This window comes from Escherichia sp. E14S1, assembly GCF_004211995.1.
In the GTDB taxonomy this organism is placed as follows: domain Bacteria; phylum Pseudomonadota; class Gammaproteobacteria; order Enterobacterales; family Enterobacteriaceae; genus Escherichia.
In genome coordinates this window covers 28950-53781 of record NZ_RHJQ01000006.1, presented here as the reverse complement: position 1 = coordinate 53781, position 24832 = coordinate 28950, and the positions used below count along the sequence as shown (strand labels likewise).

Below are 24832 nucleotides of genomic sequence, written 5' to 3'. Positions count from 1 at the left end.
ATGTTTACTTCATATCGGCAACATTTTTAGCAGATAGTGTGTGAAAACGGTTACAGAATTTTCATGAAAAGTGTGATGAATATTTAATTTTTCGATCCGCCTCGCATCGTGAGCGGTTTACCCCTCAATGGGATCAACATCCAGCACCCATTTCACTTTGCGTGAATCCGGTATGGTATTGATAAGCGCCAGTGTGCCATTGATGATGTGTTGTAAACGCACGCGGGAAGGGTGCTGCAACAAGATTTGCCAGCGCCAGCGACCGCCGCGTTTAGGCGCCAGCGCCGGAACCGGGCCGAGAACCCACAATTTGTCATCCGCCAGTGGGCTGGAGAGAAGCAGATTACGCAACTGTTGCAGGAACAGCGGCGCGTGCTGATTGTTATGATCCTCCGCGCGCACAATCACATGGCTGGTCCACGGCGGCAGTTGCATCATTCGCCGCTCGGCCAACGCCTGTTCCGCAAAAGCGTCATAACCTTTATACAGCAAGGTTTGTAAGAGAGGATGTTCCGGATGGTGCGTTTGCAGCACCACTTCGCCTTGTTTACCTGCGCGTCCGGCACGGCCTGCCACCTGGGTGTATAGCTGGGCAAAACGCTCCGCCGAGCGAAAATCGGCAGAAAACAGCGCGCCGTCCACGTCCAGTAATGCAACCAGCGTTACATCCGGGAAATGGTGACCTTTCGCCAGCATTTGCGTGCCAATCAAAATTCGCGCGCCGCCGCGATGCACTTCTGCCAGTTGCTGCTCCAGCGCGCCTTTACGGCTGGTGGTATCGCGGTCGATACGTGAAATGGCTACACCAGGGAAAAGCGGCGCTAACGTCTGTTCAAGTTGTTCTGTTCCCAGACCCACCGGCACCAGATGGGTAGAGCCGCAGGACGGACACTGGCGCGGTACTGGACGCTGACTGTCGCAATGATGGCAGCGCAAATGCTGCTGCGCCTGATGCAACGTGTAGTAGTGATCGCAACGTGGACATTCGGCAATCCAGCCGCAGTCGTGGCACAGCAGTGCAGGCGCAAAACCACGGCGGTTAAGAAAGAGAATGACCTGGTTATCGGCCTGCAAATGCTGGCGCATACGGGTGATTAACGCCGGAGCCAGCCCCGCCTGCACCTTCTGACCTTTTAAATCCAGTACATGTTGAATTGCCGGACGCGCATTACCCGCCCGACGTGTCAGACGCAGCAGGCGGTATTTTTTCTGCTGCACGTTGCATAACGTTTCCAGCGCGGGTGTTGCCGAACCGAGAATTATCGGGATTTGCTCGCTGTGCGCGCGATATACCGCCAGGTCGCGGGCATGATAGCGCCAGCCTTCCTGCTGCTTGTAGGAACTATCGTGCTCTTCATCGATAACAATCACACCGAGATTTTTAAACGGTGTAAACAGTGCGGAACGGGTGCCAATCACAATCGCCGCCTCGCCATTTTTCGCTTTCAGCCAGGCCGAAAGGCGCTCACTGTCATTCAGGCCGGAATGCAGAACTTCCACTGGCGCATTAAACCGTTCACGAAAACGGGCGATCGTCTGGGGTGTCAGGCCGATTTCCGGCACCATCACCAGCGCCTGCTTGCCCTGAGCGAGCACGTTTTCCAGCACGCTCAAATAAACCTCTGTTTTACCGGAACCGGTAACGCCCGCCAGCAGCCAGGCAGAAAAAGTATCCGCCGCGCTATGAATTGCGCCAACGGCGGTGGCTTGTTCGGTATTCAGCCGTAGACGTTCGCCAGTAACAGCATAGTTCGTTCGCCAGTCGCTAAATTCCGGCGTTTCGCTTGCCAGCTCGCAAAGACCTTTTTTGCGCAGCGCCTGTAGTGCGGCATCGTTGAATTCAAGTTCCGCTACCTGGTCACGCCAGATTTTCCCTTGCCGCAACGCCGCCAGCGCCTGTTGTTGCTTAGGCGAACGTTTCAGGCTGTTGATATCCACCGCCTGGCCTTGTTCGGTAGCAAACCAGTACCACATGGGCGCGTTCGCCGCAGGCCGCCCCTGGCGCAATAAAATCGGCAAGGCATGAAACAATACATCGCCAATTGGATGATGATAGTAATCCGCCGCCCAAAGCAGTAAGCGCCAAACGGAACTGGAAAAAACGGGTTCACTGTCCAGCACTTCTACTACGGTTTTCAGTTCGTTGAGCGGCAACTCGCTGACGTCGCTAACTGACACGACAATCCCGATGCGCTCCTGCTGTTTGCCAAACGGCACGCGCACGCGACACCCGGCTTTAACAGTCATGCCTTCTGGCAGGAGATAGTCAAAGGTGCGGGGAAGCGGAACGGGCAAGGCAACGTGGGCAACGGGCATAGCATCATCCTGACTTGAAATTCGGTGGAACAGTATACACATTGCGGTAGAGGAGTGCGGATCAGTTTGCATACGCTGGTTAATTTCTGTATGATTCGGCGCCTTTGATACGAAATGATCGTATTGAAACTATACTTTAAACATCGCGTGGTGTCTGGCGTTAGGGCTGGAAGAGCGACGCGGCCTTAAACCGAGGTTTTCCCATGAAAAAAGATATTCACCCGAAATACGAAGAAATTACTGCTAGCTGCTCTTGCGGTAACGTAATGAAAATCCGCTCCACCGTTGGTCATGATCTGAACCTCGACGTGTGCAGCAAGTGCCACCCGTTCTTCACTGGCAAACAGCGTGATGTTGCTACCGGTGGCCGTGTTGACCGCTTCAACAAGCGTTTCAACATCCCGGGCAGCAAATAAGACCGGATTTCCGAAAAAAGCGCCGAACGGCGCTTTTTTTGTGCCTGAAAACTTTCATTAGCAGGATAACGTATTGGATTGTTATCTTTCCTTTACATCGCGAAAATCCATTTTATCAATACCGTATTTTTTCATGCGCAAATACAGCTTTTTTCTGGGGATCTGAAAGTAATCGGCAACGTCGTTGATACGTCCCTGGAAGAAGTTGAGTGCATCAATAATTATTTGTCTTTCATAGCTTTCTACACGTTCATCAAGTGGTGTTGGATCAGCATCCATCATCTGCAAACTGACTGAATCGTCCAGCATTAAAACACCCACAGCCACCAATTCTGCTGCATTTATTAATTCAATGATATTACCGGGCCAGGTTCGCGCCATCAGTCGCTTATAAAACGTTTTCCCCAGCAGCGGTTGTTGGCGATTTAATCGTTTACAGGTGAGAGTCAGATAATGGTGAAAAATAGGCTCAATATCCCCCGGGCGTTGACTTAGCGGTGGGCATTCGATGTGGGTAAGTGAAAAAAGAAAATACAATGCGGGAATAATTTTTTGTGTGGCGGCAAATGCAGCCAGAGGGCTTTGATTAACAACAATCAGACGAAACGATCGATCCTGTGGGCGTTCCTGGAGTTGAATCAAGAGACGCTGATTTTCTTGCGTTAAATATTCAAGTTCTTTTAATAACAGCGTGCCACCTTTGGCTTCTTCCACCCATTCTTCCAGCGGTTGCTGACTATTAGCGCTGAGTGTGCGTTCAATTAAAGGTCTTTCCTTGCGAGAACTAAATTGGTGAAGATAATGGGCGGCTAATGTTCTGCCGGTTCCAGGTTCGCCGTAAAAACAGACGGGAAGATCGGTTTCTGCCAGAGTTTCAAGCTGCTGACGCGTCTGACGAACCCAGCCACTGTTACCAATTAAGTGCCGATTAAATTGCGCTCGTCGCCATTTTTTTTGTTCCAGATAATCTTCACGCTCTGCCAGCGCTTTTTCGATAAGCGATAAAAATTGTTCCGGGTTGATCGGTTTTTGCAGGAAATCCCACGCTCCTTTTTTTACCGCTTCAACGGCCATTGGGACATCGCCGTGGCCGGTGATCATCAGAATGGGAAGATTAGGATCAATCAGCATTATTTTTTCCAGCAGCATAATGCCTGAAATATCCGGCATGCAAACGTCGCATACCACGATTCCTTCCCAGGTATCTTGCAGCAATTGCAGCGCTTCTGAAGGATTGCTACAGGTACATACGGCATAACCCTCTTGCTGTAAGAGAGAACTGTAGGCTTGCAGAACATCATTGTCGTCATCAATGAGCAGTATTGTTGGAGTTGTATCTGTCATGCTTAAAGTTTCCTGAAACATAGAATAACCAACGCATGGCGGTCGAGGGTAGACGCGATATATAGCTCTCCCTGGCACTGACGCATAATAGAATGACTAATCGAAAGACCAATACCTAAACCTACAGCTTTGTCAGTCGTAAATGGTGTTAATAGTCGATCAGCCAGAAGCACTGGCCAGCCTTTTCCATTATCAGCAATATAGAGCGTTAACGTGGTGTCTTCTTCTTCAAAGTTAATGGTTATTGTGGGCGGTTTTTCCTGACTGGCTTCCAGGGCATTCGTAAATAAATTAACTAAAACTTGTTGAATCAAAACATCGTCGCCATAAACGGCAGGAAAATTATCCGGGTAGTGAAGAGATGCTTTCAGTGGCCGATGTTTCAATGCCAGAAGCTCCCAGGATGAATAAATTACCTGCTGTAAATTAATTGCTCCACCCACGAGTTCACTATCGCGGCGGCGGGCGAAGTTTCGCAGTCGTTTAACGATATTATCCATGCGCTCAACCAGCGATCGCATCGTAACGATATAGTTTTTCGCCAAACCAGCGTCTTGTTGCTCTATAGCGCGATTGGCGCTGAACAGGTACATAGATAATGCATTAAGCGGTTGATTGATTTCATGTGCCAGTGTTGTCATTGTCTGCCCGACTACGGCCAGTTTGGCGGTTTGGATCAATTCACTTTGTGCTGTTCGCAGATTTTTTTCTGTCGCGATTCGATCACAGATTTCCTGCCCCAGTTGACGTTGCTGCTGATTAATTTGCGCTATCGTCTGGCGGAGTAGGTTGGCAATTCTACCAAGCTCATCATTGCCGGAGACTGGAATATCTGCATCGAGTTCACCGTTACTTAATTTGACGACGGCATCATTCAGTAAGCGAAAACGGCGGATCATTCTTGGCCGAATGTAGAAGTAATTCACCAGAATAACGAACAGTAAGGCCGTCACCATAGCGGCAAAAATCAGTAGTCCACTAATTTGCATTATTTTTTCTAATCGCAGATTGAAAGTTTGTAGCTGTTGATGACTATTACCCAGTTGCGTTTCTAATTGGCCGCGTATTTGCGTAAATACACGCTCTTTATCCCTGATGGTATTCATAAGGGTCTGTTGAGCCTGCTGCCAGGCGGCCAGAGTTTCGGGTAGATAATTTTTCTGTGTACCCAGTTCCCACAGAGAATAAACTGTCTGGTGTAATGTAATAGTGCTGGAATAAGAAGCTAACGACCGCACATTTTCGTCAATGCTATGCTTCAAAAAATCCAGGTATTGAATATGTTGTCTTAACGACTCGGTATCATTGTTATGCGTGTTAAGCATCTCCTTTAAGGTACTGACGATTTCAGTTTCTATATGTGAGAGTTCGAAAACGAGCTGCAACTCGTTTTGAATAGATTGCAGTGCATTTTGCAACCCCTGGTTTTCGTGAAGATCTTTCCGTTGGCTGAGTTGATTGAGCAATGATGATTGTTGCCAACTTAAATCCTGAGTCAGGGAGTTGAGTTCATTATTGAAATCGTCATGCAACCAGTTAACTCTTGACGATATAACGTCGAGTTTTCCGTTTTCCTTATTATGTTCATTTAATGCTTTATCGAGATTACTCAGCAATTTGCGACTACTGGCGACCTGTTGGTTAAGCGCACTTTGATTTACTGAATCAAGATGGGGATTAATTGACTGAATTTTTTGTAGCCGTTGTTCAATTTGCTCTCTTACCTGAAGGCGGCTATCGGTGTTGGTTGTCTGTTGTAGCTCATTGAATTCATTTACCAATGCCGTAAGGTTTTCTTCAAAAAGAAATGAAGCCTGAATTCGTGGGAAATAATCGTCAAGTGCGTAGCGAACCTGGGAATTTTGTTCATGCCAGGAATAAAGGCTAACTACACTAACAAATAGCGTAAGAACGGCACTAAAAACAAAGGCGAGCCGCAAGCTCGTCCCGATAGTATGTAGTTGTTTCACTTTAATGACTCAAGTTGCGTATTCACTAATTGCTGCTGCTGCAGGAAAAACTGCTGCCAGGCCATAATCTGGGCTTCACGAAAACCTGATTGCAGTTCGAATTGCTGTAGATATGTAGGATTAACAGACTGTTGTGGAGTAACGGGAACTGCGATTAATAGTGCGCGCACCTCTGGCAATGTCCGCTTAAGCCGATGTTCTGCGGCATATAATGCTTTCCAACTTTTCTGAAGCTCGGTAAGGCGAAAAGTAATCGCATAATCAAATAACAATTGCACGAGCTTTTGGCGTTGCATGATCAACGGGTAATCAAGCGAAGGAGATGCAAATAACCGCATTTGTTGGTCAGCGAGTGGAGTGCCGGAGGGCAGAGGATATACCGGATACTTCCCTGAATCAGAATCGCTCAGTGCTTGCTGACCTTCCGGACTCAACAAGAAATCAATAAAACGTCCCGCCTCTTGTGGATGATTACTGCCTTCTGTAATGGCAATAAACATAGGCGCTGCGCGCGAGTTGGGGAAATAGCTGAAACGTAAAGTTGAATTATTAAGCAGTACGTTAGCGTAATTGTCGATTACCGGACCAGCGTCCCCCAGTCCTGTACTGATCTTATTTGCTACGCCGAAGCTACGTGATGAAATGGTGGCGAGATTACCGCCTATTTTCAGTAGTGTACTCCAACCGCTACTCCATCCTTGTTGCTGCAGAAGATCTTCAATCATCAGATGAGTAGTATCTGAACGAGAAGGACTGCTCATTAATAGCGTTCCTTGATAACGCGACTTACTTAATTCCTGCCATGACGTTGGCACCGGCTCTTTTTTGTCTTCCAGATGCGCCACATTGATAAGAATGCCGTAGCCCGATATGGCAACAGCAACGGTGGTTGAACGAATGGATTCCGGTACTAACTTTCTACTTGTTTCTATTTGATTATTAAATGGCTGGAGCAGATTTTTACTTTGTAACCGCTGTAGCAACATAGGGGATGAACTCAGTACCAGATCAATATTTTCACCCAATGGATTTTCCAGCAGGCGCTCAATAGATGCACTGGTTCGGTTGAGCGTACGGATTTTGGTTGCCTGTGGTTGCTTTTGCCATTGACTGATAATGTGCTCTGTCGCTTCCGAAGAAAGCGTTGTAGCAATCACTAATTCATGCGCTGAGGCAACGCTGATATATAAAATCCAATAGATTAGTGCTCTTTGTATAATGCGAATCATGTCAAAAATCCCATTAATAAGAGATAAATTCCTGGGCTGTAATCCATGTTGTTATCCATTAGTTAACATAAGCAACGAACTTCAAGCCATGTGTTTTTGTATTTGTAAATTATCATTAATTCGGCAAGCAACCAGCATTACTATATCCGCAAGTGACTGTTACGGAAATGCGCATTAATTAATTTCCACATTTTCGCTCTCAGATTCAGGTTCTGACTGTATAGCAGTAAAAAATGAAATTTGTTGTTGGCGGCTTCATCCCATTTTTTTACTCGTTGAGGATGGTAATAACAAGCACTATCGTAAATAGGGTCATCTGCGGTGGCCTGATGCAGACTTAGCGTCTCAGTAATCATGACGGAGTTCCAGTCTTCAGAAACCATAAAAAAGGCCCTAATTTGAGCGCAAATCAGCGTGTTACGACGGATATCCTGAAGATGTTCAGACTCTGCTTTTTGTTGTGCGGTGATGAAGGTTTTCATGTTGTGCAGCATGGTTCTCTGGCATAACAAGAACAAGTATCTTCAATGATCCCGATTATAGAAGCAAAATATGTGATTGAACTCAAAAAATGAAAATTTTAATAAAACTAATTTTTTTTAAATTGGGCCTGTTGTAACACGTTAAGGTTTAAATAATAACCATGTTGCATTTTCCAAAATCAAATATGGGAAAGAAATGGAACATTGAATTTGTTTTTTTGAGTCAGTTTTGACTCATTTGCCCTGTATTGTAACTTAAACTCTCTTGCTTCACTATCTTCAAAACTCACTAAGCAAAGGCTTTTTAAATACTCATCAGAGAGTAGTAATGAGCATTGCTATGAATATTATTATTTGATTAAACAACACTATGAACTGGAAGGTGATATATGCTTTCTTTATTGAAACCTAAAGTGGCAACACATAAGGTTCCTGAAAGTGAAGTGAAAAGTACCTATAATCGTTACCGTATGCAGGCGTTATTCAGCGTATTTATCGGTTATCTTTCGTATTACATTGTCAGGAATAACTTTGTTCTCTCTACACCGTATTTAAAACAAGAGCTCAATCTTTCTGCGACGCAAATAGGGCTGTTAAGCAGTTGTATGCTGATAGCCTACGGTATTAGTAAAGGGATAATGAGCAGTCTGGCGGATAAAGCTAATCCTAAAGTATATATGGCAGTGGGTTTAATACTTTGTGCTCTCGTTAACGTGGCACTTGGTTTTAGTTTCGCATTCTGGATGTTTGCAGGACTTGTCATTCTGAATGGTTTCTTTCAGGGAATGGGTGTTGGCCCGTCATTTATTACGATCGCCAACTGGTTTCCTCGTAAAGAACGGGGCATTGTCGGCGCGGTCTGGAATATTTCGCACAACGTGGGTGGTGGTATTGTTGCTCCGATTGTCGGCGGCGCATTTGCCGTACTGGGCACTGAACACTGGAAAATAGCAACATATGTTATTCCAGCGATTGTCTCTGTTGTCATTGCTATCGTGGTACTGATGTCAGGTAAAGGTTCACCGGTAAGTGAAGGTTTGCCGCCATTAAACGAAATCGTTCCGGACGACGTCAGCATTAAAGCAAAAGATGATCGTGCGCCGGAAGATATGACGGCCTGGCAAATTTTTTGTACCTATGTGCTTAAAAATAAGAATGCCTGGTTTGTCTCTTTCGTTGATGTTTTTGTCTATATGGTGCGTTTCGGAATTATCAGCTGGTTACCTATTTATTTGTTAAGCGTGAAGCATTTTACAAAGACCGAAATGAGTACGGCATTTTTAATCTTCGAATGGGCGGCTATTCCAACGACATTATTTGCTGGCTGGTTGAGTGATAAATTATTTCATGGTCGCCGTATGCCGCCAGCGATTATCAGTATGGTATTGATTTTCTTCTGCCTGTTGGGCTACTGGAAAAGCGATTCTCTACTCTCTATTACTATTTTCGCTGCTTGCGTGGGCTGCCTTATCTATGTTCCGCAGTTCCTGGCCTCTGTTCAGACAATGGAAATTGTTCCCAGTTTTGCCGTGGGCTCCGCTGTCGGTTTGCGTGGTTTCATGAGCTATATTCTTGGAGCGACGCTTGGTACAAGCCTGTTTGGTATTATGGTCGATGAGGTTGGTTGGGATGGTGGTTTTTATCTTCTGCTTGCTGGTGTTATCTGTTGCATCATTTTCTGTACGTTAACGCACTTTGGTGCGATTGCTATGGAAAAACAACGTCAAAATGATGCTGAGACGTATCAACCAGAGCTTCAGACCCAAAAAAGCTAAGTTTTAGGGCCAGTCACGATGTGATTGGCCCACTTGCTTCTCCGCACAATTACCTTTCATCATCGATTTCGTACCCGTTTGGTTGCGTAAAGCGCATTTCGAGTTATGGCAAAACGCGATTAACGTTTGCGGCGTGAACGCCAGCCGTGTTCACAGTAATCCATTACCAGGAAAACAGCGGCCATTCTTTGGCAACCGTGGTGAGTTGTGGTGCATCGAAAACGGCTTGTGGCGAAACCACCGTTTCCTCAAGCGGGATATTTTTACCGTATCGTTCTTTAAGCTTTCCCTGGACCAGCGGGTTGCTAAGATCGAATTCTTTCAGCTTTTGCTGTTCACCTATGCGCATTCCCAGCGCGTTCTGATAAACCTTCCAAACGACTTCCGAGCAGTACTGACGATCATCGCTCCACGAGAAGCTAAAGTCATACGGTTTGCCGAGATAACGTTTTGCCGTTTGCGCCAGTTTTTGCTGTTGTTCGGTATTCAGTCCGCCTTCAACGCGGCGAACAATGTATTTGCCATCTTCACCGTGGGCGATCCACTGCTTGAGGGGGGTGTATTTCACCGGGCCGACCGCTTCAAAAACGTAGGGCTTTTTGTTGCGTATCACCAGCATACCGGTGTGGCTGTAATCGGAATGAGTTGCCAGTTGGATCGCTTTACTTTGCGATGAGGGAGAGATCTGAAAGATGATGTCGCCGGTTTGTGGTTGCCAGGCAAAGGCAGGTACAGAAACCAGCAGGCTGAGGATCAGCAGCCTGTTTTTCATAGTTAAACGTCCATGTATAAAAAAAGCGGCTGGTTAACGCCAGACCGCTTTTTTCAGCATTAGTATTCCCACGTCTCCGGGTTAATCCCCATCTCACGCATGATCTCTTTTGCCGCTTCCGGAATTTCGTCGCTGCGCTCTTTACGCAGGTCGGCATCATCCGGCAGAGGTTGCCCGGTAAAGGCATGCAGAAACGCTTCGCACAGCAGTTCGCTGTTGGTAGCGTGACGCAGGTTGTTCACCTGACGACGCGTGCGTTCATCGGTGAGGATTTTTAACACCTTAAGAGGAATGGAAACCGTAATCTTTTTGACTTGTTCACTCTTCTTGCCGTGCTCAGCGTATGGGCTGATATATTCGCCGCTCCATTCAGCCATGAGATACTTAATCCTCTTCGTCAATAAATTGAAACCAGACCACACAATTAATGTGGGTAATGGCCATAAACCCGCATAGTTTACCGTACAGGCGCTACCGTGACATCGTGTAATGCACCTGTCGGCGTGATAATGCATGTAATTTTAACGGTTATTGGGGAATTGCTCAATCTATACGCAAAGAAGTTTAGATGTCCAGATGTATTGACGTCCATTAACACAATGTTTACTCTGGTGCCTGACATTTCACCGACAAAGCCCAGGGAACTTCATCACATGACGCGTAAACAGGCCACCATCGCAGTGCGTAGTGGGTTAAATGACGACGAACAGTATGGTTGCGTTGTCCCTCCAATCCATCTTTCCAGCACCTATAACTTTACCGGATTTAACGAGCCGCGCGCGCATGATTACTCGCGTCGCGGCAATCCAACGCGCGATGTGGTTCAGCGTGCGCTGGCAGAACTGGAAGGCGGTGCTGGTGCAGTGCTTACTAATACCGGCATGTCCGCGATCCACCTGGTGACTACCGTCTTTTTGAAACCCGGCGATCTACTGGTTGCGCCACACGACTGCTACGGCGGCAGCTATCGCCTGTTTGACAGCCTGGCGAAACGCGGTTGCTATCGCGTGTTGTTTGTTGATCAAGGTGATGAGCAGGCATTGCAGGCGGCACTGGCGGAAAAACCTAAACTGGTGCTGGTAGAAAGCCCAAGTAATCCATTGTTACGCGTCGTGGATATTGCGAAAATCTGCCATCTGGCAAGGGAAGTCGGGGCGGTGAGCGTGGTGGATAACACCTTCTTAAGCCCGGCATTGCAAAATCCGCTGGCATTGGGTGCCGATCTGGTGTTGCATTCATGTACGAAATATCTGAACGGCCACTCTGACGTGGTGGCCGGCGTGGTGATTGCTAAAGACCCGGACGTTGTCACTGAACTTGCCTGGTGGGCAAACAATATTGGCGTGACGGGCGGCGCGTTTGACAGCTATCTGCTACTGCGAGGGTTGCGTACTCTGGTGCCGCGTATGGAGCTGGCCCAGCGCAACGCGCAGGCGATTGTGAAATATCTGCAAACCCAGCCGTTGGTGAAAAAACTGTATCACCCGTCGCTGCCGGAAAATCAGGGGCATGAAATTGCCGCGCGCCAGCAAAAAGGCTTTGGCGCAATGTTGAGTTTTGAACTGGATGGCGATGAGCAGACGCTGCGTCGTTTCCTGGGCGGGCTGTCGTTGTTTACGCTGGCGGAATCGTTAGGGGGAGTGGAAAGTTTAATCTCTCACGCCGCAACCATGACACATGCAGGCATGGCGCCAGAAGCGCGTGCTGCCGCCGGGATCTCCGAGACGCTGCTGCGTATCTCCACCGGTATTGAAGATGGCGAAGATTTAATTGCCGACCTGGAAAATGGCTTCCGGGCTGCAAACAAGGGGTAAAAATGAGTGTGATTGCGCAGGCAGGGGCGAAAGGTCGTCAACTGCATAAATTTGGTGGCAGTAGTCTGGCTGATGTGAAGTGTTATTTGCGTGTCGCGGGCATTATGGCTGAGTACTCCCAGCCCGACGATATGATGGTGGTTTCCGCCGCCGGTAGCACTACTAACCAGTTGATTAACTGGTTGAAACTAAGCCAGACCGATCGTCTCTCTGCGCATCAGGTTCAACAAACGTTGCGTCGTTATCAGTGCGATCTGATTAGCGGCTTGTTACCCGCCGAACAAGCCGATAGCCTCATTAGCGCCTTTGTCAGCGATCTGGAGCGTCTGGCCGCGCTGCTCGACAGCGGTATTAACGACGCGGTGTATGCAGAAGTGGTGGGCCACGGGGAAGTGTGGTCAGCACGCTTAATGTCTGCGGTGCTTAATCAACAAGGGCTGCCAGCGGCATGGCTTGATGCCCGCGAGTTTTTACGCGCCGAACGCGCCGCACAACCGCAGGTTGATGAAGGGCTTTCTTATCCGTTGCTGCAACAGCTACTGGTACAACATCCGGGCAAACGTCTGGTGGTGACTGGGTTTATCAGCCGTAACAACGCTGGTGAAACGGTGCTGCTGGGGCGTAACGGTTCCGACTATTCCGCGACACAAATCGGTGCGCTGGCGGGCGTTTCTCGCGTAACCATCTGGAGCGACGTCGCCGGGGTATACAGCGCCGACCCGCGTAAAGTGAAAGATGCCTGTCTGCTGCCGTTGCTGCGTCTGGATGAAGCCAGCGAACTGGCGCGTCTGGCGGCTCCCGTTCTTCACGCCCGTACTTTACAGCCAGTATCCGGTAGCGAAATCGACCTGCAGCTGCGCTGTAGTTACACGCCAGACCAAGGTTCCACGCGTATTGAACGTGTGCTGGCCTCCGGTACTGGTGCGCGTATTGTCACCAGCCATGATGATGTCTGCTTGATTGAGTTTCAGGTGCCCACCAGCCAGGATTTCAAACTGGCGCATAAAGAGATCGACCAAATCCTGAAACGTGCTCAGGTGCGTCCACTGGCAGTTGGCGTGCATAACGATCGCCAGTTGCTGCAATTTTGCTACACCGCAGAAGTCGCTGACAGTGCGCTGAAAATCCTCGACGAAGCGGGATTACCCGGCGAACTGCGCCTGCGTCAGGGGCTGGCGCTGGTGGCGATGGTTGGGGCGGGCGTCACCCGTAACCCGCTGCATTGCCACCGCTTTTGGCAGCAACTGAAAGGCCAGCCGGTCGAATTTACCTGGCAGTCGGATGACGGCATCAGTCTGGTAGCAGTGCTGCGCACCGGACCGACCGAAAGCCTGATTCAGGGGCTGCATCAGTCCGTCTTCCGTGCAGAAAAACGCATCGGCCTGGTGCTGTTCGGCAAGGGCAATATCGGCTCCCGCTGGCTGGAACTGTTCGCCCGCGAGCAGAGTACGCTCTCGGCACGCACCGGCTTTGAATTTGTGCTGGCAGGCGTGGTGGACAGCCGTCGCAGCCTGTTGAGCTACGACGGGCTGGACGCCAGCCGCGCGTTAGCCTTCTTCAACGATGAAGCCGTCGAGCAGGATGAAGAGTCGCTGTTCCTGTGGATGCGCGCCCATCCGTATGATGATTTAGTGGTGCTGGACGTTACCGCCAGCCAGCAGCTTGCTGACCAGTATCTTGATTTCGCCAGCCACGGTTTCCACGTCATCAGCGCCAACAAACTGGCGGGAGCCAGCGACAGCAATAAATATCGCCAGATCCACGACGCCTTCGAAAAAACCGGGCGTCACTGGCTGTACAACGCCACCGTCGGTGCGGGCTTGCCGATCAACCATACCGTGCGCGATCTGATCGACAGCGGCGATACTATTTTGTCGATCAGCGGGATCTTCTCCGGCACGCTCTCCTGGCTGTTCCTGCAATTCGACGGTAGCGTGCCGTTTACCGAGCTGGTGGATCAGGCCTGGCAGCAGGGCTTAACCGAACCTGACCCGCGTGACGATCTCTCCGGCAAAGACGTGATGCGCAAGCTGGTGATTCTGGCGCGTGAAGCAGGTTACAACATCGAACCGGATCAGGTACGCGTGGAGTCGCTGGTGCCTGCCCATTGCGAAGGCGGCAGCATCGACCACTTCTTTGAAAATGGCGATGAACTTAACGAGCAGATGGTGCAACGGCTGGAAGCGGCCCGTGAAATGGGGCTGGTGCTGCGCTACGTAGCGCGTTTCGATGCCAACGGCAAAGCGCGTGTAGGCGTGGAAGCGGTACGTGAAGACCATCCGCTGGCATCATTGCTGCCGTGCGATAACGTCTTTGCCATCGAAAGCCGCTGGTATCGCGATAATCCGCTGGTGATCCGTGGGCCTGGCGCAGGGCGCGACGTCACCGCCGGGGCGATTCAGTCGGATATCAACCGACTGGCGCAGTTGTTGTAATTGCTTTTACCCTGGCTTGTAAAAGAAGGATGCTTTCGGCAAAGAATTATTTGAAAGCATCTCTTTTACGCCGATTCCCGCACCACCAGTTGCCCGGAAAGCGCAATTCTTTGGGTTTGCAAATCCGGGTCTTTTAATTTGCGAATCATCAGGGTCGCTGCCTGGCGTCCGGTTTCTTCACTGGCGGAAGATACATAGGTGAAAACAGGAGAGGTCAGGTTGATATGCAGCATATCTTCAAAACCAATTAGCGCTACCTGCTGGGTCAGAAAGACGTCTTTCCCGACGGTACGCCCCACCTGATGTATGCCGTTGATGCTGCCAATCATGGCCTCGGGCGAATGGCAGAGCAGGGCGGTAATGGCGTTGTTATTTTCCAGCAACTGGCGCGTTGCCATGCTGGCAGCCCAGGTGTCACCGTCACAGGCTGGCGTGAACTCGTCACGACAAGCAATGCCAAATTTTGCCAGGGTCTGGCGAAAACCAACCAGTCGCTGCTGACGGATAAGATCACTTTCTCTGCCACCGAGATAGGCAATGTAACGATGGCCGCGCTCAATTAAATAACGTGTGGCAAGACTTGCTGCCTGCTGGTTGTCACGCAATACCAGGTTGCACTCATCTTTGATAGGCGTTTGTGACGCGACAACAAGGGGAAGCGAACACTGGCGGATTAGCGTGGGGAGGGTTTCACGATGCGCATCGGAAGCCAGATAAATCACTCCGGCAACACCTTGTTGCTTGAAGGAAAGTAAACAACGTTCAAGATGTTCATGTTCGTTCTGTGGTTGCCCAAGGAATACCATATAGCCCCTGGCTTCCAGTTCCTGAACAATACTGGCCATCACTTTGATGGAAAAGCTATCGCTAAAATCACGTAAAATCAGTCCGATAATATTTGACGTGTGGGAACGTAAATTGGCGGCGGCAACATTATGCACGTAGCCCAGTTCGTTAATAGCAGCATGAACTTTCCCGATGGTCGCCTCTGAGATTTTCCCTTTCTGGCGCAGCACTAGCGACACGGTAGAGACGGAAACTCCGGCTCTTTTGGCAACATCAATTATGCTGACTTTCTTCAAACTCACTCCCTGAACAACGTTGATTCTTTAAATAGCAAGAAGGTTCTGGTCAGGGACCAGAACCTCTGACATCGAGTAATCTTAAGGCTATTTACCGATCATCGTCGACATGGTTTGCGCGATAAATTGCGCTCGCGCGCCAAAAATGACCTGAATGCCGTTATCGCCAACAAAAACCACGCCACGGGCGCCAATATTATTTAGACCATCCTGATCCACCGCTTCTTTATCAGAGACTTCCAGACGTAAACGCGTGATGCAGGAGCCTACCGATTTAATGTTTTGCTGACCGCCAAGCAGCGTGATGATTTCTGTTGCCAGCTCGTCATCGGTTTTATCATTAGCGCTAACCGTAGTTTCAGTACGACCAGGCGTTTTCACATCAAAACGACGAATAACAAAGCGGAAGGTGAAGTAGTAGATCACCGCCATTGGCACGCCGACGATAATGGCGCTCAGGAAGTTGGTTTCATAGCCGTTAAAGGATGGCAGGATGCCAAACGAAATATAGTCAATCAGCCCCGCAGAGAAGGATTTGGCAATATGTGCATGCAGCAGATACATCGCCATATAGGAAAGGCCCGCCATGATGGCATTGAAGATATACAGCACAGGGGCGACAAAGATAAATGTAAATTCAACGGGTTCTGTAATACCGGTCAGAAAACAGGTTAATGCGGCAGAGAACAGAATACCGGCGGCAATTTTCTTATTCTTTGTGTGCGCTTCATGGTACATCGCCAGGCACGCCGCAGGCAGGGCAAACAGCATCAGGGGGAATTCGCCTTGCATAAATTTACCGGCGTCATGATAACTGTCGCTGCTAAATGATTTCACCCCTTCTTCCAACATCTTGAACCAAATCGTCTGATCGCCGTGAATCATTTGCCCGGCATGGGTAGTGTAATCCCCAAAAGAATACCAAAACGACGGATACCAGATGTGGTGCAAGCCAAGCGGAATGAGCGCTCGTTCAGTTACACCAAAAATAAAGGTCGATGCTGCCTGGTTGTTACCATTAACGATAACCGATAATGCATCGATTCCTGACTGAATGTGTTGCCAGACATAGGGTAGTAACAGGCCAAGAATGAAGGAGAGAAAAGCCGTCGCGATAGCGACAAAGCGTTTCCCGGAGAAAAAACCAAGGAATTCTGGCAATTGCATGGTATGAAAACGGTTGTAACACCACGCCGCCAGGATCCCGCATATCAGGCCGCCAAAAACGCCCATTTGCAATGTAGGGATACCCACCACCATCGCGTATTTGCCGCCTTGCCCGGCCATTTCTGGCGTGATGCTAAGTACGGTGCTGATGGTGATATTGGTGACAAAAACGGAAACGGCTGCGGATAACGCCGCAATTCCTGATTCAGAAGCCAGCCCTACGGCGGAACCGATAGCAAAAAGCATCGGCAAGTTATCAAAAATAATGCCGCCTGCATTCATCATCAACGGCAAATGGAATTTATCTCCGAACGCCAGTAACAGCCCAGCGGCAGGCAGAAGCGAAATTGGCAGCATTAGGGCGCGACCAATCATCGACAATTTAGAAAGTGACTTCACGAAACTCGACATCAGATTCATGCTGATTTCCCCCGAATAGCGCATAAATCTGCGCGAATTAGTCTTTTTTTGTATAAGTAGAACGTTCTAGTAGAACGTTCTACTTATCGTGGGGGATGCATAATTGCTCTGCAACATAATTTTGGAGAAATTGTTAATAGTTTGAAGTAGTTCAAATAATAAACATGCAGTATTGAATGCAAATTATGGTATCTATTTGTTTTATTTAAATAAGTGTCCAGCTAACACAGACGAGCATATTAATTAACTCTTATTTAAATAAATTTGAAGCCGATGGCTTATCCGTTTATTCATTACTTCGCGCGCGATAATGTGAGAGAACCCATTTACCCTCACATTCAAATGAAGAAAATTCATCTTCCCTGATTTTTCCTCACCATCATGGGGCATTTTTCGGTTGACGCCCCTCGGCTTTTCCTTCATCTTTACATCTGGACGTCTAAATGGATAGATGTTCACAACACAACATATAACTACAAGCGATTGATGAGGTAAGGTATGAGCTTTTTTCACGCCAGCCAGCGGGATGCCCTGAATCAGAGCCTGGCCGAAGTCCAGGGGCAGATTAATGTTTCGTTCGAATTTTTCCCGCCGCGTACCAGTGAAATGGAGCAGACCCTGTGGAACTCCATCGATCGTCTTAGTAGCCTGAAACCGAAATTTGTTTCAGTGACCTATGGCGCAAACTCCGGCGAGCGCGACCGTACGCACAGCATCATTAAAGGCATTAAAGACCGTACTGGTCTGGAGGCTGCACCGCATCTCACCTGCATTGATGCGACGCCTGACGAGCTGCGGACCATCGCCCGCGACTATTGGAATAACGGTATTCGCCATATCGTGGCGCTGCGTGGCGACCTGCCGCCGGGAAGCGGTAAGCCGGAAATGTATGCCTCTGACCTGGTGACGTTGTTAAAAGACGTCGCGGATTTCGATATCTCCGTGGCGGCGTATCCGGAAGTGCATCCGGAAGCGAAAAGCGCCCAGGCGGATTTGCTTAACCTGAAACGCAAAGTGGACGCCGGCGCCAATCGCGCGATTACCCAATTCTTCTTTGATGTCGAAAGCTACCTGCGTTTTCGTGATCGCTGCGTTTCGGCGGGTATCGATGTGGAAATTATTCCTGGCATTTTGCCCGTCTCTAACTTTAAACAGGCGAAGAAATTTGCTGACATGACCAACGTACGCATTCCGGCGTGGATGGCGCAAATGTTTGATGGTCTGGATGACGACGCCGAAACCCGCAAGCTGGTGGGCGCGAATATTGCGATGGATATGGTGAAGATTTTAAGCCGTGAAGGGGTGAAAGATTTCCACTTCTATACGCTTAACCGTGCTGAAATGAGTTACGCGATTTGCCACACATTGGGTGTTCGACCTGGTTTATAAGTGCTTTGGTTTCTGTAAAAATCACACGGTGATCACAAAATTAAAACAAAGCACAAAATGCCTCCTCGAAGCGAGGGGGCAGACAAGTAAAACTATTGACTCGCTTTTTCTCCTTCATTCCTTAAAAGAACAGAGAGAAAACAGGGATAAAACCCTTTTTTATAAGGTATTTGTCCGGAATCGGACATAATCAAAAAGGCTTATTTAAGATCAATTTGATCTACATCTCTTTAACTAATGATATGTAAGATCCCAACTATCGCATCCGTGGATTAATTCAATTATAACTTCTCTCTAACGCTGTGTATCGTAAGGGTAACACTGTAGAGGGAGTATATTGATGAGCACGTCAGACGATATCCATAACACAACAGCAGCCGGAAAATGCCCGTTCCATCATGGCGGTCATGACCAGAGCGCCGGTGCGGGAACAACCACTCATGACTGGTGGCCAAAACAACTCCGTGTTGACCTGTTAAACCAACATTCTAACCGTTCTAACCCACTGGGTGAGGACTTCGACTACCGCAAAGAATTTAGCAAGCTAGATTACTACGGCCTGAAAAAAGATCTGAAAGATCTGCTGACAGAGTCTCAACCGTGGTGGCCAGCAGACTGGGGCAGCTACGCTGGCCTGTTTATTCGTATGGCCTGGCACGGCGCGGGGACTTACCGTTCAATTGATGGCCGCGGCGGCGCGGGTCGTGGTCAGCAACGTTTTGCACCGCTCAACTCCTGGCCGGATAACGTCAGCCTGGATAAAGCGCGTCGTCTGTTGTGGCCAATCAAACAAAAATATGGTCAGAAAATCTCTTGGGCCGACCTGTTTATCCTCGCGGGTAACGTGGCGCTGGAAAACTCCGGTTTCCGTACCTTCGGTTTTGGTGCCGGTCGTGAAGACGTCTGGGAACCGGATCTGGATGTTAACTGGGGTGATGAAAAAACCTGGCTTGCCCACCGTAACCCGGAAGAACTGGCAAAACGCCCATTAGCAGCAACCGAAATGGGGCTGATTTACGTTAACCCGGAAGGACCAAATGCCAGTGGCGAACCGCTTTCTGCGGCTGCAGCTATTCGCGCGACATTTGGCAATATGGGGATGAACGACGAAGAAACCGTTGCGCTGATCGCGGGTGGTCATACGTTAGGTAAAACTCACGGCGCAGGCCCGGCAACGCACGTAGGTCCTGATCCAGAAGCGGCCCCGATCGAAAACCAGGGCTTAGGCTGGAAAAGTGATTTTGGTTCCGGTGTCGGTGCTGATGCCATTACGTCAGGTCTGGAAGTGGTCTGGACCCAGACGCCGACCCAGTGGAGCAACTATTTCTTCGAAAACCTGTTCAAATATGAGTGGGTACAGACTCGTAGCCCGGCAGGCGCCATCCAGTTTGAAGCCGTAGATGCACCGGAAATTATCCCAGATCCGTTCGATCCGTCGAAGAAACGTAAGCCGACGATGCTGGTCACTGACCTGACGCTGCGTTTTGATCCAGAGTTTGAGAAGATTTCACGTCGCTTCCTTGACGATCCGCAAGCGTTCAACGAAGCCTTTGCCCGTGCGTGGTTCAAACTGACGCACAGGGATATGGGGCCGAAATCACGTTACATCGGACCGGAAGTGCCGAAAGAAGATCTGATCTGGCAAGATCCGCTGCCACATGCGTTCTTCAACCCGAGCGAGGAAGATATCCTTAACCTGAAGACGGCGATTGCTGAGTCTGGTCTCTCTGTGAGCGAGCTGGTTTCTGTTGCCTGGGCTTCTGCCTCCACCTTCCGCGGTGGGGATAAACGTGGCGGTGCCAACGGTGCGCGTCTGGCATTAGCTCCGCAGCGCGACTGGGAGGTTAATGCCGCAGCAGCACGCGCATTGCCGGTGCTGGAGGGGATCTATAAATCCTCACACACGGCTTCACTCGCTGACATTATTGTTCTCGCCGGTGTTGTTGGTGTCGAAAAAGCGGCGAGTGCTGCGGGTATCAGCATCTGTGTTCCGTTCACACCAGGCCGCGTAGATGCACGTCAGGATCAGACGGATATCGAGATGTTCGAGCTGCTCAAACCTGTTGCTGATGGTTTCCGTAACTATCGCGCTGCGTCGGGCGAGGCTACCACTGAATCACTGCTGATCGATAAAGCGCAGCAACTGACGCTGACTGCACCAGAAATGACTGTGCTGGTGGGCGGGATGCGTGTGCTGGGCGCCAACTTCGATGGCAGCAAAAACGGTGTCTTCACTGACCGTGTGGGCGTATTGAGCAATGACTTCTTTGTGAACTTGCTGGATATGCGCTACGAGTGGAAAGCGACCGACGAATCGAAAGAGCTGTTCGAAGGCCGTGATCGTGAAACGGGTGAAGTGAAATACACCGCTAGCCGTGCGGACCTGGTATTTGGTTCTAACTCCGTTCTGCGTGCACTGGCAGAAGTTTACGCCAGCAGCGATGCCCACGAGAAATTTGTTAAAGACTTCGTGGCAGCATGGGTGAAAGTGATGAACCTCGACCGTTTCGACCTGCTGTAATCTGACCTTCTTCAGCGACTGCCTTTCAGGCAGTCGCTGAAGTTTCTTTACCGGCGTATAGTGTCCACAGGAAAACTACACACTGGATCTCTCATGTCTGCCGCAGGAAAGAGCAACCCACTGGCAATCAGTGGCCTGGTTGCGCTCACACTTATCTGGAGTTATAGCTGGATTTTCATGAAGCAAGTCACCAGCTACATCGGTGCCTTCGACTTCACCGCCTTACGCTGCATTTTCGGCGCTCTCGTTTTATTCATCGTTCTTTTGTTACGTGGTCGCGGAATGCGCCCGACGCCGTTTAAATACACCTTAGCCATTGCCCTGTTACAAACCTGCGGGATGGTTGGCTTGGCGCAGTGGGCGCTGGTCAGCGGTGGAGCGGGGAAAGTGGCGATCCTGAGCTATACCATGCCGTTCTGGGTGGTGATTTTCGCCGCGTTGTTTCTCGGTGAACGCCTGCGACGTGGGCAATATTTCGCGATTCTGATTGCCGCTTTCGGTTTATTTTTGGTGTTGCAGCCGTGGCAACTCGATTTCTCTTCGATGAAAAGCGCCATGCTGGCGATCCTCTCCGGCGTCAGTTGGGGGGCGAGCGCCATTGTCGCTAAACGCCTTTACGCCCGTCATCCGCGCGTGGATCTATTGTCGTTAACATCCTGGCAGATGCTGTATGCGGCGCTGGTGATGAGCGTGGTCGCCTGGCTGGTGCCGCAACGTGAAATTGACTGGCAGCCCACCGTGTTCTGGGCGCTGGCCTACAGTGCAATTCTGGCGACGGCGCTGGCGTGGAGCTTATGGTTGTTTGTATTGAAAAACTTGCCTGCCAGTATTGCCAGTTTAAGCACACTGGCCGTTCCCGTTTGCGGCGTACTCTTTTCCTGGTGGCTGCTCGGTGAGAATCCTGGTGCGGTTGAAGGTAGCGGTATTGTGCTGATTGTGCTGGCATTGGCGCTGGTGAGCCGTAAGAAAAAAGAAGCCGTCAGTGTAAAAAGGATCTGAATTTTTTCTTCATGTGGGGCGAGCTCTTATTTAACAAAATAGCGATAGTGCCCCACAATCCGCCAGCTAAACAGCACATCTTCTTCCTGCGCGCCCGCGCCAATGTTATGTATCACCAGCGGCGTACCGTCGCGGGCGAAGCCATCTGAAACTACCCCAATATGTGCCAGCCCGTTGTCCAGTCGCCAGGAGACAATATCGCCCGCTTGATAGTCACCAGCGTTTTTGCTGGTGGGGCGTGTTTTATCGTGGCGGGTAAACCAGGTTTCCAGATTAGGCACCCGACGGTGATCGATGTTGCTGTCCGGGCGCTTTAACTTCCACTTTTGCGGATAATCGGCAAAATTCTTCGCCATATCTTCGTGAACCAGTTTCTGCAAATCGACCTTCTGGCTGCGCAAGGCGCGGATCACCACATCGGAACATACGCCGCGTTCTTGCGGGACATCACCGCCAGGATAGGTAAGCTGCACATACGCCGGATCGTAAAATAGCGTGCTGCCAATTTGCTGTCTGGCACCGTCCGCGATGGCAAGATTGGTGTTGGCCTGGATTGGTACCACGGCTGGTGGAACGGCGGGAGATTTTAAGGGGGGCTGGTAAATGCCGTTAGCAGGCTGACCAGCGCCAGTGAAGCTTTCATCTGTTTCATCCGTGAAAATAAGAGTCACAGATTCGACCTTCCGGGCTAACGATTGTTCTGTGGAGAAAATGTCCAGAAGCGGATAAAAAAACTCCCAATCAACGTGGGAGTTTCAGATTACTGGCACAGAGTGCCGGATGCGACGTGAACGCCTTATTTGGCCTACAAAAACACGCAAATTCAATATATTGCAGAGATTAGGTAGGCCACATAAGCGTAGCGCATCAGGCTATTTTGCGTTCAAACTCCCGGACAAGCCGGGAGTTTGACAAGGTTATTCCCACTCTTGCAGGAAACGCTGACCGTACTGGTCGGCTACCAGCAGTGCGGCGTAAACCTGATCTGGCGTCGCGCCGCCAGGCATGTTGTGAATGGTTTCACCTTCTGCACATGCCGCTTCTGCCACAATTCGCATTTTCGCCGGGACATCTTCTTTAATATCCAGTTGAGCGAGAGTTATTGGCAAACCTACCGCATGGCTAAGTGCGGCTACGGTTTCGATTTCCTCAACCGGCGCGTTTTCCAGAACCAGCTGCGTCAGCGTACCGAATGCCACTTTTTCACCGTGATAATAGTGATGCGCATCTGGGATAGCGGTCAGGCCGTTATGCACCGCGTGAGCCGCCGCCAGACCACCGCTTTCAAAACCAACGCCGCTCAAATAGGTGTTCGCTTCAATCACGCGCTCCAGCGCCGGAGTCACTACATGCTGTTCGGCGGCAAGCATCGCTTTTTCGCCTTCTTCCAGCAGGGTGTTGTAGCACAGTTCAGCCAGCGCCAGCGCCGCCTGAGTACACTTACCGCCCGCCATGGTGGTCGCGCCGCTACGAGAGCATGCACGCGCTTCAAACCAGGTTGCCAGCGCATCACCAATACCCGCTGCTAACAGACGCGCAGGTGCGCCCGCGACGATTTTAGTATCGACAATGACCATATTCGGGTTATTTGGCAGCAGCAGATAGCGGTCAAATTCACCATCATCGGTGTAAATAACAGACAACGCACTGCACGGCGCGTCGGTAGAAGCGATGGTCGGTGCGATTGCTACCGGAACACCCATGAAATGCGCCAGTGCTTTGGCGGTATCAAGGGTTTTACCGCCGCCAATACCGAGAATCGCGCCACACTGCGCAGTCTCCGCGATGCCGCGCAGACGATCGATCTCATTTTGCGAACATTCACCGCCAAAGGGGGCGATTTCAACAACCAGCCCGGCATCTTTAAAGCTTTGCTCGACGGTTGCCTGAGCAAAACCTAATACAAATTTATCGCCAACAACCAACCAACGTTCTGCCAGCGGCTTCAGGTATTCGCCCAGGCGATTAATGACATCAGCGCCCTGGATGTATTTACCCGGTGATTGAATAATGCGGTCCATAATTGCTCCTTTAGAGATGAGTAGTGCCAAATGCGGCATTCCAGTCGTGCTCGAACTTCTCTATAGCCGACTCTACCGCAGGGGTGTTGAGCATTTGTTGCGCTACATCTAAGGGCAGTGTGATGGATTCACATCCTGCCAACAAACAATCCAGCGCCTGACGTGGTGTTTTAAAGCTGGCAGCCAGCACCATGCTTTCTGGCGCGTGCATTTCCAGTAACGCTTGCAGCTCCTGGACGGTACGAATGCCGTCTCCGCCCTGAGCGTCCACGCGATTTACATAGGGAGCAACGTATTTTGCCCCTGCCAGCGCGGCCAGCAATCCTTGCGCGGCGCTGTACACTGCGGTGCCAAGTGTAGTAATACCCTCTTTTTTCAACAATTTAATTGCTGCCAGACCTTCTGAGGTTACCGGAATTTTCACCACAATGCCCGGAATAACGTCGCGCAGGCGCTTCGCTTCCTCCACCATCCCCTGCGCGTCGCGGCTCATGGTCTGAGCAAACAGAATGCCTTCATCACCAATCGCTTTTTGCAGACGCGGCAGCACTTCCCAGATGGACTCCTTGCTGGCAGCGATAATGCTCGGGTTAGTTGTTACCCCGGCAATGGGGAATATGCGTGCCAGACGTTCGACTTCTGCGACGTTAGCGGTGTCCAGATACAGTTCCATGATGTTT

The 24832-nt window shown here is 49.9% G+C and carries 18 protein-coding genes and 1 pseudogene; 7 read left to right on the top strand and 12 right to left on the bottom strand.

Features of this window, described 5'->3' with window-relative positions:
- Positions 1–117 precede the first annotated feature (117 nt).
- Complete coding sequence (gene priA / locus D9734_RS07795) at positions 118–2316, bottom strand: primosomal protein N' (RefSeq protein WP_130206602.1); 2199 nt, start codon at positions 2314–2316, stop codon at positions 118–120.
- Between the two features lie 203 nt (positions 2317–2519).
- On the opposite strand from priA, the gene rpmE reads away from it, so the two are divergent.
- A complete protein-coding gene (rpmE, locus tag D9734_RS07790) occupies positions 2520–2732 on the top strand; it encodes a 50S ribosomal protein L31 (RefSeq protein ID WP_000710769.1) in 213 nt (70 codons plus the stop codon).
- Between the two features lie 81 nt (positions 2733–2813).
- Here the strand turns inward: rpmE and D9734_RS07785 are convergent, their stop codons facing one another.
- The 4 genes from D9734_RS07785 to D9734_RS07770 form a co-directional block, all read right to left on the bottom strand.
- On the bottom strand, positions 2814–4076 hold the full coding sequence (locus D9734_RS07785) for a sigma-54 dependent transcriptional regulator (RefSeq protein WP_130206600.1): 1263 nt from the start codon (positions 4074–4076) through the stop codon (positions 2814–2816).
- A 2-nt stretch (positions 4077–4078) separates the two neighbouring features.
- On the bottom strand, positions 4079–6046 hold the full coding sequence (locus tag D9734_RS07780) for an ATP-binding protein (protein WP_130206598.1): 1968 nt from the start codon (positions 6044–6046) through the stop codon (positions 4079–4081).
- Complete coding sequence (locus D9734_RS07775; protein ID WP_130206596.1) at positions 6043–7275, bottom strand: ABC transporter substrate-binding protein; 1233 nt, start codon at positions 7273–7275, stop codon at positions 6043–6045. The genes D9734_RS07780 and D9734_RS07775 overlap by 4 nt, the downstream gene beginning before the upstream one ends.
- A gap of 140 nt (positions 7276–7415) precedes the next feature.
- Positions 7416–7757 (bottom strand): hypothetical protein, encoded by a 342-nt coding sequence (locus tag D9734_RS07770; protein WP_130206594.1) that lies wholly within the window; start codon positions 7755–7757, stop codon positions 7416–7418.
- A 389-nt stretch (positions 7758–8146) separates the two neighbouring features.
- On the opposite strand from D9734_RS07770, the gene D9734_RS07765 reads away from it, so the two are divergent.
- Positions 8147–9532 (top strand): MFS transporter, encoded by a 1386-nt coding sequence (locus tag D9734_RS07765; RefSeq protein WP_130206592.1) that lies wholly within the window; start codon positions 8147–8149, stop codon positions 9530–9532.
- 163 nt (positions 9533–9695) lie between these two features.
- Here the strand turns inward: D9734_RS07765 and D9734_RS07760 are convergent, their stop codons facing one another.
- A complete protein-coding gene (locus tag D9734_RS07760) occupies positions 9696–10304 on the bottom strand; it encodes a YiiX family permuted papain-like enzyme (protein WP_130206590.1) in 609 nt (202 codons plus the stop codon).
- Positions 10305–10363: 59 nt separating this feature from the next.
- The gene (gene metJ / locus D9734_RS07755) at positions 10364–10681 is read right to left on the bottom strand and encodes a met regulon transcriptional regulator MetJ (RefSeq protein ID WP_000852812.1); all 318 of its coding nucleotides are present in this window, start codon (positions 10679–10681) and stop codon (positions 10364–10366) included.
- A gap of 276 nt (positions 10682–10957) precedes the next feature.
- Here metJ and metB point away from each other — a divergent pair, with 276 nt between their 5' ends.
- Together metB and metL are read left to right on the top strand one after the other, a co-directional pair.
- Positions 10958–12118, top strand: coding sequence for a cystathionine gamma-synthase (gene metB, locus D9734_RS07750; protein WP_001353720.1), 1161 nt, complete (start codon positions 10958–10960; stop codon positions 12116–12118).
- A 2-nt stretch (positions 12119–12120) separates the two neighbouring features.
- Complete coding sequence (metL, locus tag D9734_RS07745; RefSeq protein ID WP_130206588.1) at positions 12121–14553, top strand: bifunctional aspartate kinase/homoserine dehydrogenase II; 2433 nt, start codon at positions 12121–12123, stop codon at positions 14551–14553.
- 65 nt (positions 14554–14618) lie between these two features.
- Here metL and malI read toward each other — a convergent pair whose 3' ends face one another.
- Complete coding sequence (malI, locus tag D9734_RS07740; RefSeq protein WP_130206586.1) at positions 14619–15635, bottom strand: Mal regulon transcriptional regulator MalI; 1017 nt, start codon at positions 15633–15635, stop codon at positions 14619–14621.
- Positions 15636–15722: 87 nt separating this feature from the next.
- Entirely contained in the window at positions 15723–17222 is a 1500-nt protein-coding gene (locus tag D9734_RS07735; protein ID WP_130206584.1) for a PTS transporter subunit EIIC, read from the bottom strand.
- Positions 17223–17720: 498 nt separating this feature from the next.
- Here D9734_RS07735 and metF point away from each other — a divergent pair, with 498 nt between their 5' ends.
- The 3 genes from metF to yijE all read left to right on the top strand — a co-directional run bounded on the left by metF (position 17721) and on the right by yijE (position 22131).
- Positions 17721–18611 carry a methylenetetrahydrofolate reductase gene (metF, locus tag D9734_RS07725; protein ID WP_130206580.1) on the top strand — a complete coding sequence of 297 codons (891 nt, stop codon included), beginning with the start codon at positions 17721–17723 and terminating at the stop codon, positions 18609–18611.
- Between the two features lie 340 nt (positions 18612–18951).
- Positions 18952–21132 carry a catalase/peroxidase HPI gene (gene katG, locus D9734_RS07720; protein WP_130206578.1) on the top strand — a complete coding sequence of 727 codons (2181 nt, stop codon included), beginning with the start codon at positions 18952–18954 and terminating at the stop codon, positions 21130–21132.
- Between the two features lie 93 nt (positions 21133–21225).
- A complete protein-coding gene (gene yijE / locus D9734_RS07715) occupies positions 21226–22131 on the top strand; it encodes a cystine transporter YijE (RefSeq protein ID WP_130206576.1) in 906 nt (301 codons plus the stop codon).
- A 26-nt stretch (positions 22132–22157) separates the two neighbouring features.
- Here yijE and D9734_RS07710 read toward each other — a convergent pair.
- The 3 genes and pseudogenes from D9734_RS07710 to fsa all read right to left on the bottom strand — a co-directional run bounded on the left by D9734_RS07710 (position 22158) and on the right by fsa (position 24825).
- Positions 22158–22774, bottom strand: a pseudogene (locus tag D9734_RS07710) (DUF1287 domain-containing protein).
- Positions 22775–23048: 274 nt separating this feature from the next.
- The gene (gene gldA / locus D9734_RS07705) at positions 23049–24152 is read right to left on the bottom strand and encodes a bifunctional L-1,2-propanediol dehydrogenase/glycerol dehydrogenase (protein WP_130206574.1); all 1104 of its coding nucleotides are present in this window, start codon (positions 24150–24152) and stop codon (positions 23049–23051) included.
- Positions 24153–24162: 10 nt separating this feature from the next.
- Positions 24163–24825, bottom strand: coding sequence for a fructose-6-phosphate aldolase (gene fsa, locus D9734_RS07700; protein ID WP_130206572.1), 663 nt, complete (start codon positions 24823–24825; stop codon positions 24163–24165).
- Positions 24826–24832: the final 7 nt, after the last annotated feature.

Bases quoted from the DNA above. Each gene is read 5' to 3' on its own strand.
- D9734_RS07765 (WP_130206592.1), top strand. From the start codon at position 8,147: ATGCTTTCTTTATTGAAACCTAAAGTGGCAACACATAAGGTTCCTGAA.
- katG (WP_130206578.1), top strand. From the start codon at position 18,952: ATGAGCACGTCAGACGATATCCATAACACAACAGCAGCCGGAAAATGC.
- metJ (WP_000852812.1), bottom strand. From the start codon at position 10,681: ATGGCTGAATGGAGCGGCGAATATATCAGCCCATACGCTGAGCACGGC.
- D9734_RS07760 (WP_130206590.1), bottom strand. From the start codon at position 10,304: ATGAAAAACAGGCTGCTGATCCTCAGCCTGCTGGTTTCTGTACCTGCC.
- gldA (WP_130206574.1), bottom strand. From the start codon at position 24,152: ATGGACCGCATTATTCAATCACCGGGTAAATACATCCAGGGCGCTGAT.
- metB (WP_001353720.1), top strand. From the start codon at position 10,958: ATGACGCGTAAACAGGCCACCATCGCAGTGCGTAGTGGGTTAAATGAC.
- D9734_RS07770 (WP_130206594.1), bottom strand. From the start codon at position 7,757: ATGAAAACCTTCATCACCGCACAACAAAAAGCAGAGTCTGAACATCTT.
- D9734_RS07775 (WP_130206596.1), bottom strand. From the start codon at position 7,275: ATGATTCGCATTATACAAAGAGCACTAATCTATTGGATTTTATATATC.
- metL (WP_130206588.1), top strand. From the start codon at position 12,121: ATGAGTGTGATTGCGCAGGCAGGGGCGAAAGGTCGTCAACTGCATAAA.
- metF (WP_130206580.1), top strand. From the start codon at position 17,721: ATGAGCTTTTTTCACGCCAGCCAGCGGGATGCCCTGAATCAGAGCCTG.
- priA (WP_130206602.1), bottom strand. From the start codon at position 2,316: ATGCCCGTTGCCCACGTTGCCTTGCCCGTTCCGCTTCCCCGCACCTTT.
- rpmE (WP_000710769.1), top strand. From the start codon at position 2,520: ATGAAAAAAGATATTCACCCGAAATACGAAGAAATTACTGCTAGCTGC.
- D9734_RS07735 (WP_130206584.1), bottom strand. From the start codon at position 17,222: ATGAATCTGATGTCGAGTTTCGTGAAGTCACTTTCTAAATTGTCGATG.
- fsa (WP_130206572.1), bottom strand. From the start codon at position 24,825: ATGGAACTGTATCTGGACACCGCTAACGTCGCAGAAGTCGAACGTCTG.
- D9734_RS07785 (WP_130206600.1), bottom strand. From the start codon at position 4,076: ATGACAGATACAACTCCAACAATACTGCTCATTGATGACGACAATGAT.
- yijE (WP_130206576.1), top strand. From the start codon at position 21,226: ATGTCTGCCGCAGGAAAGAGCAACCCACTGGCAATCAGTGGCCTGGTT.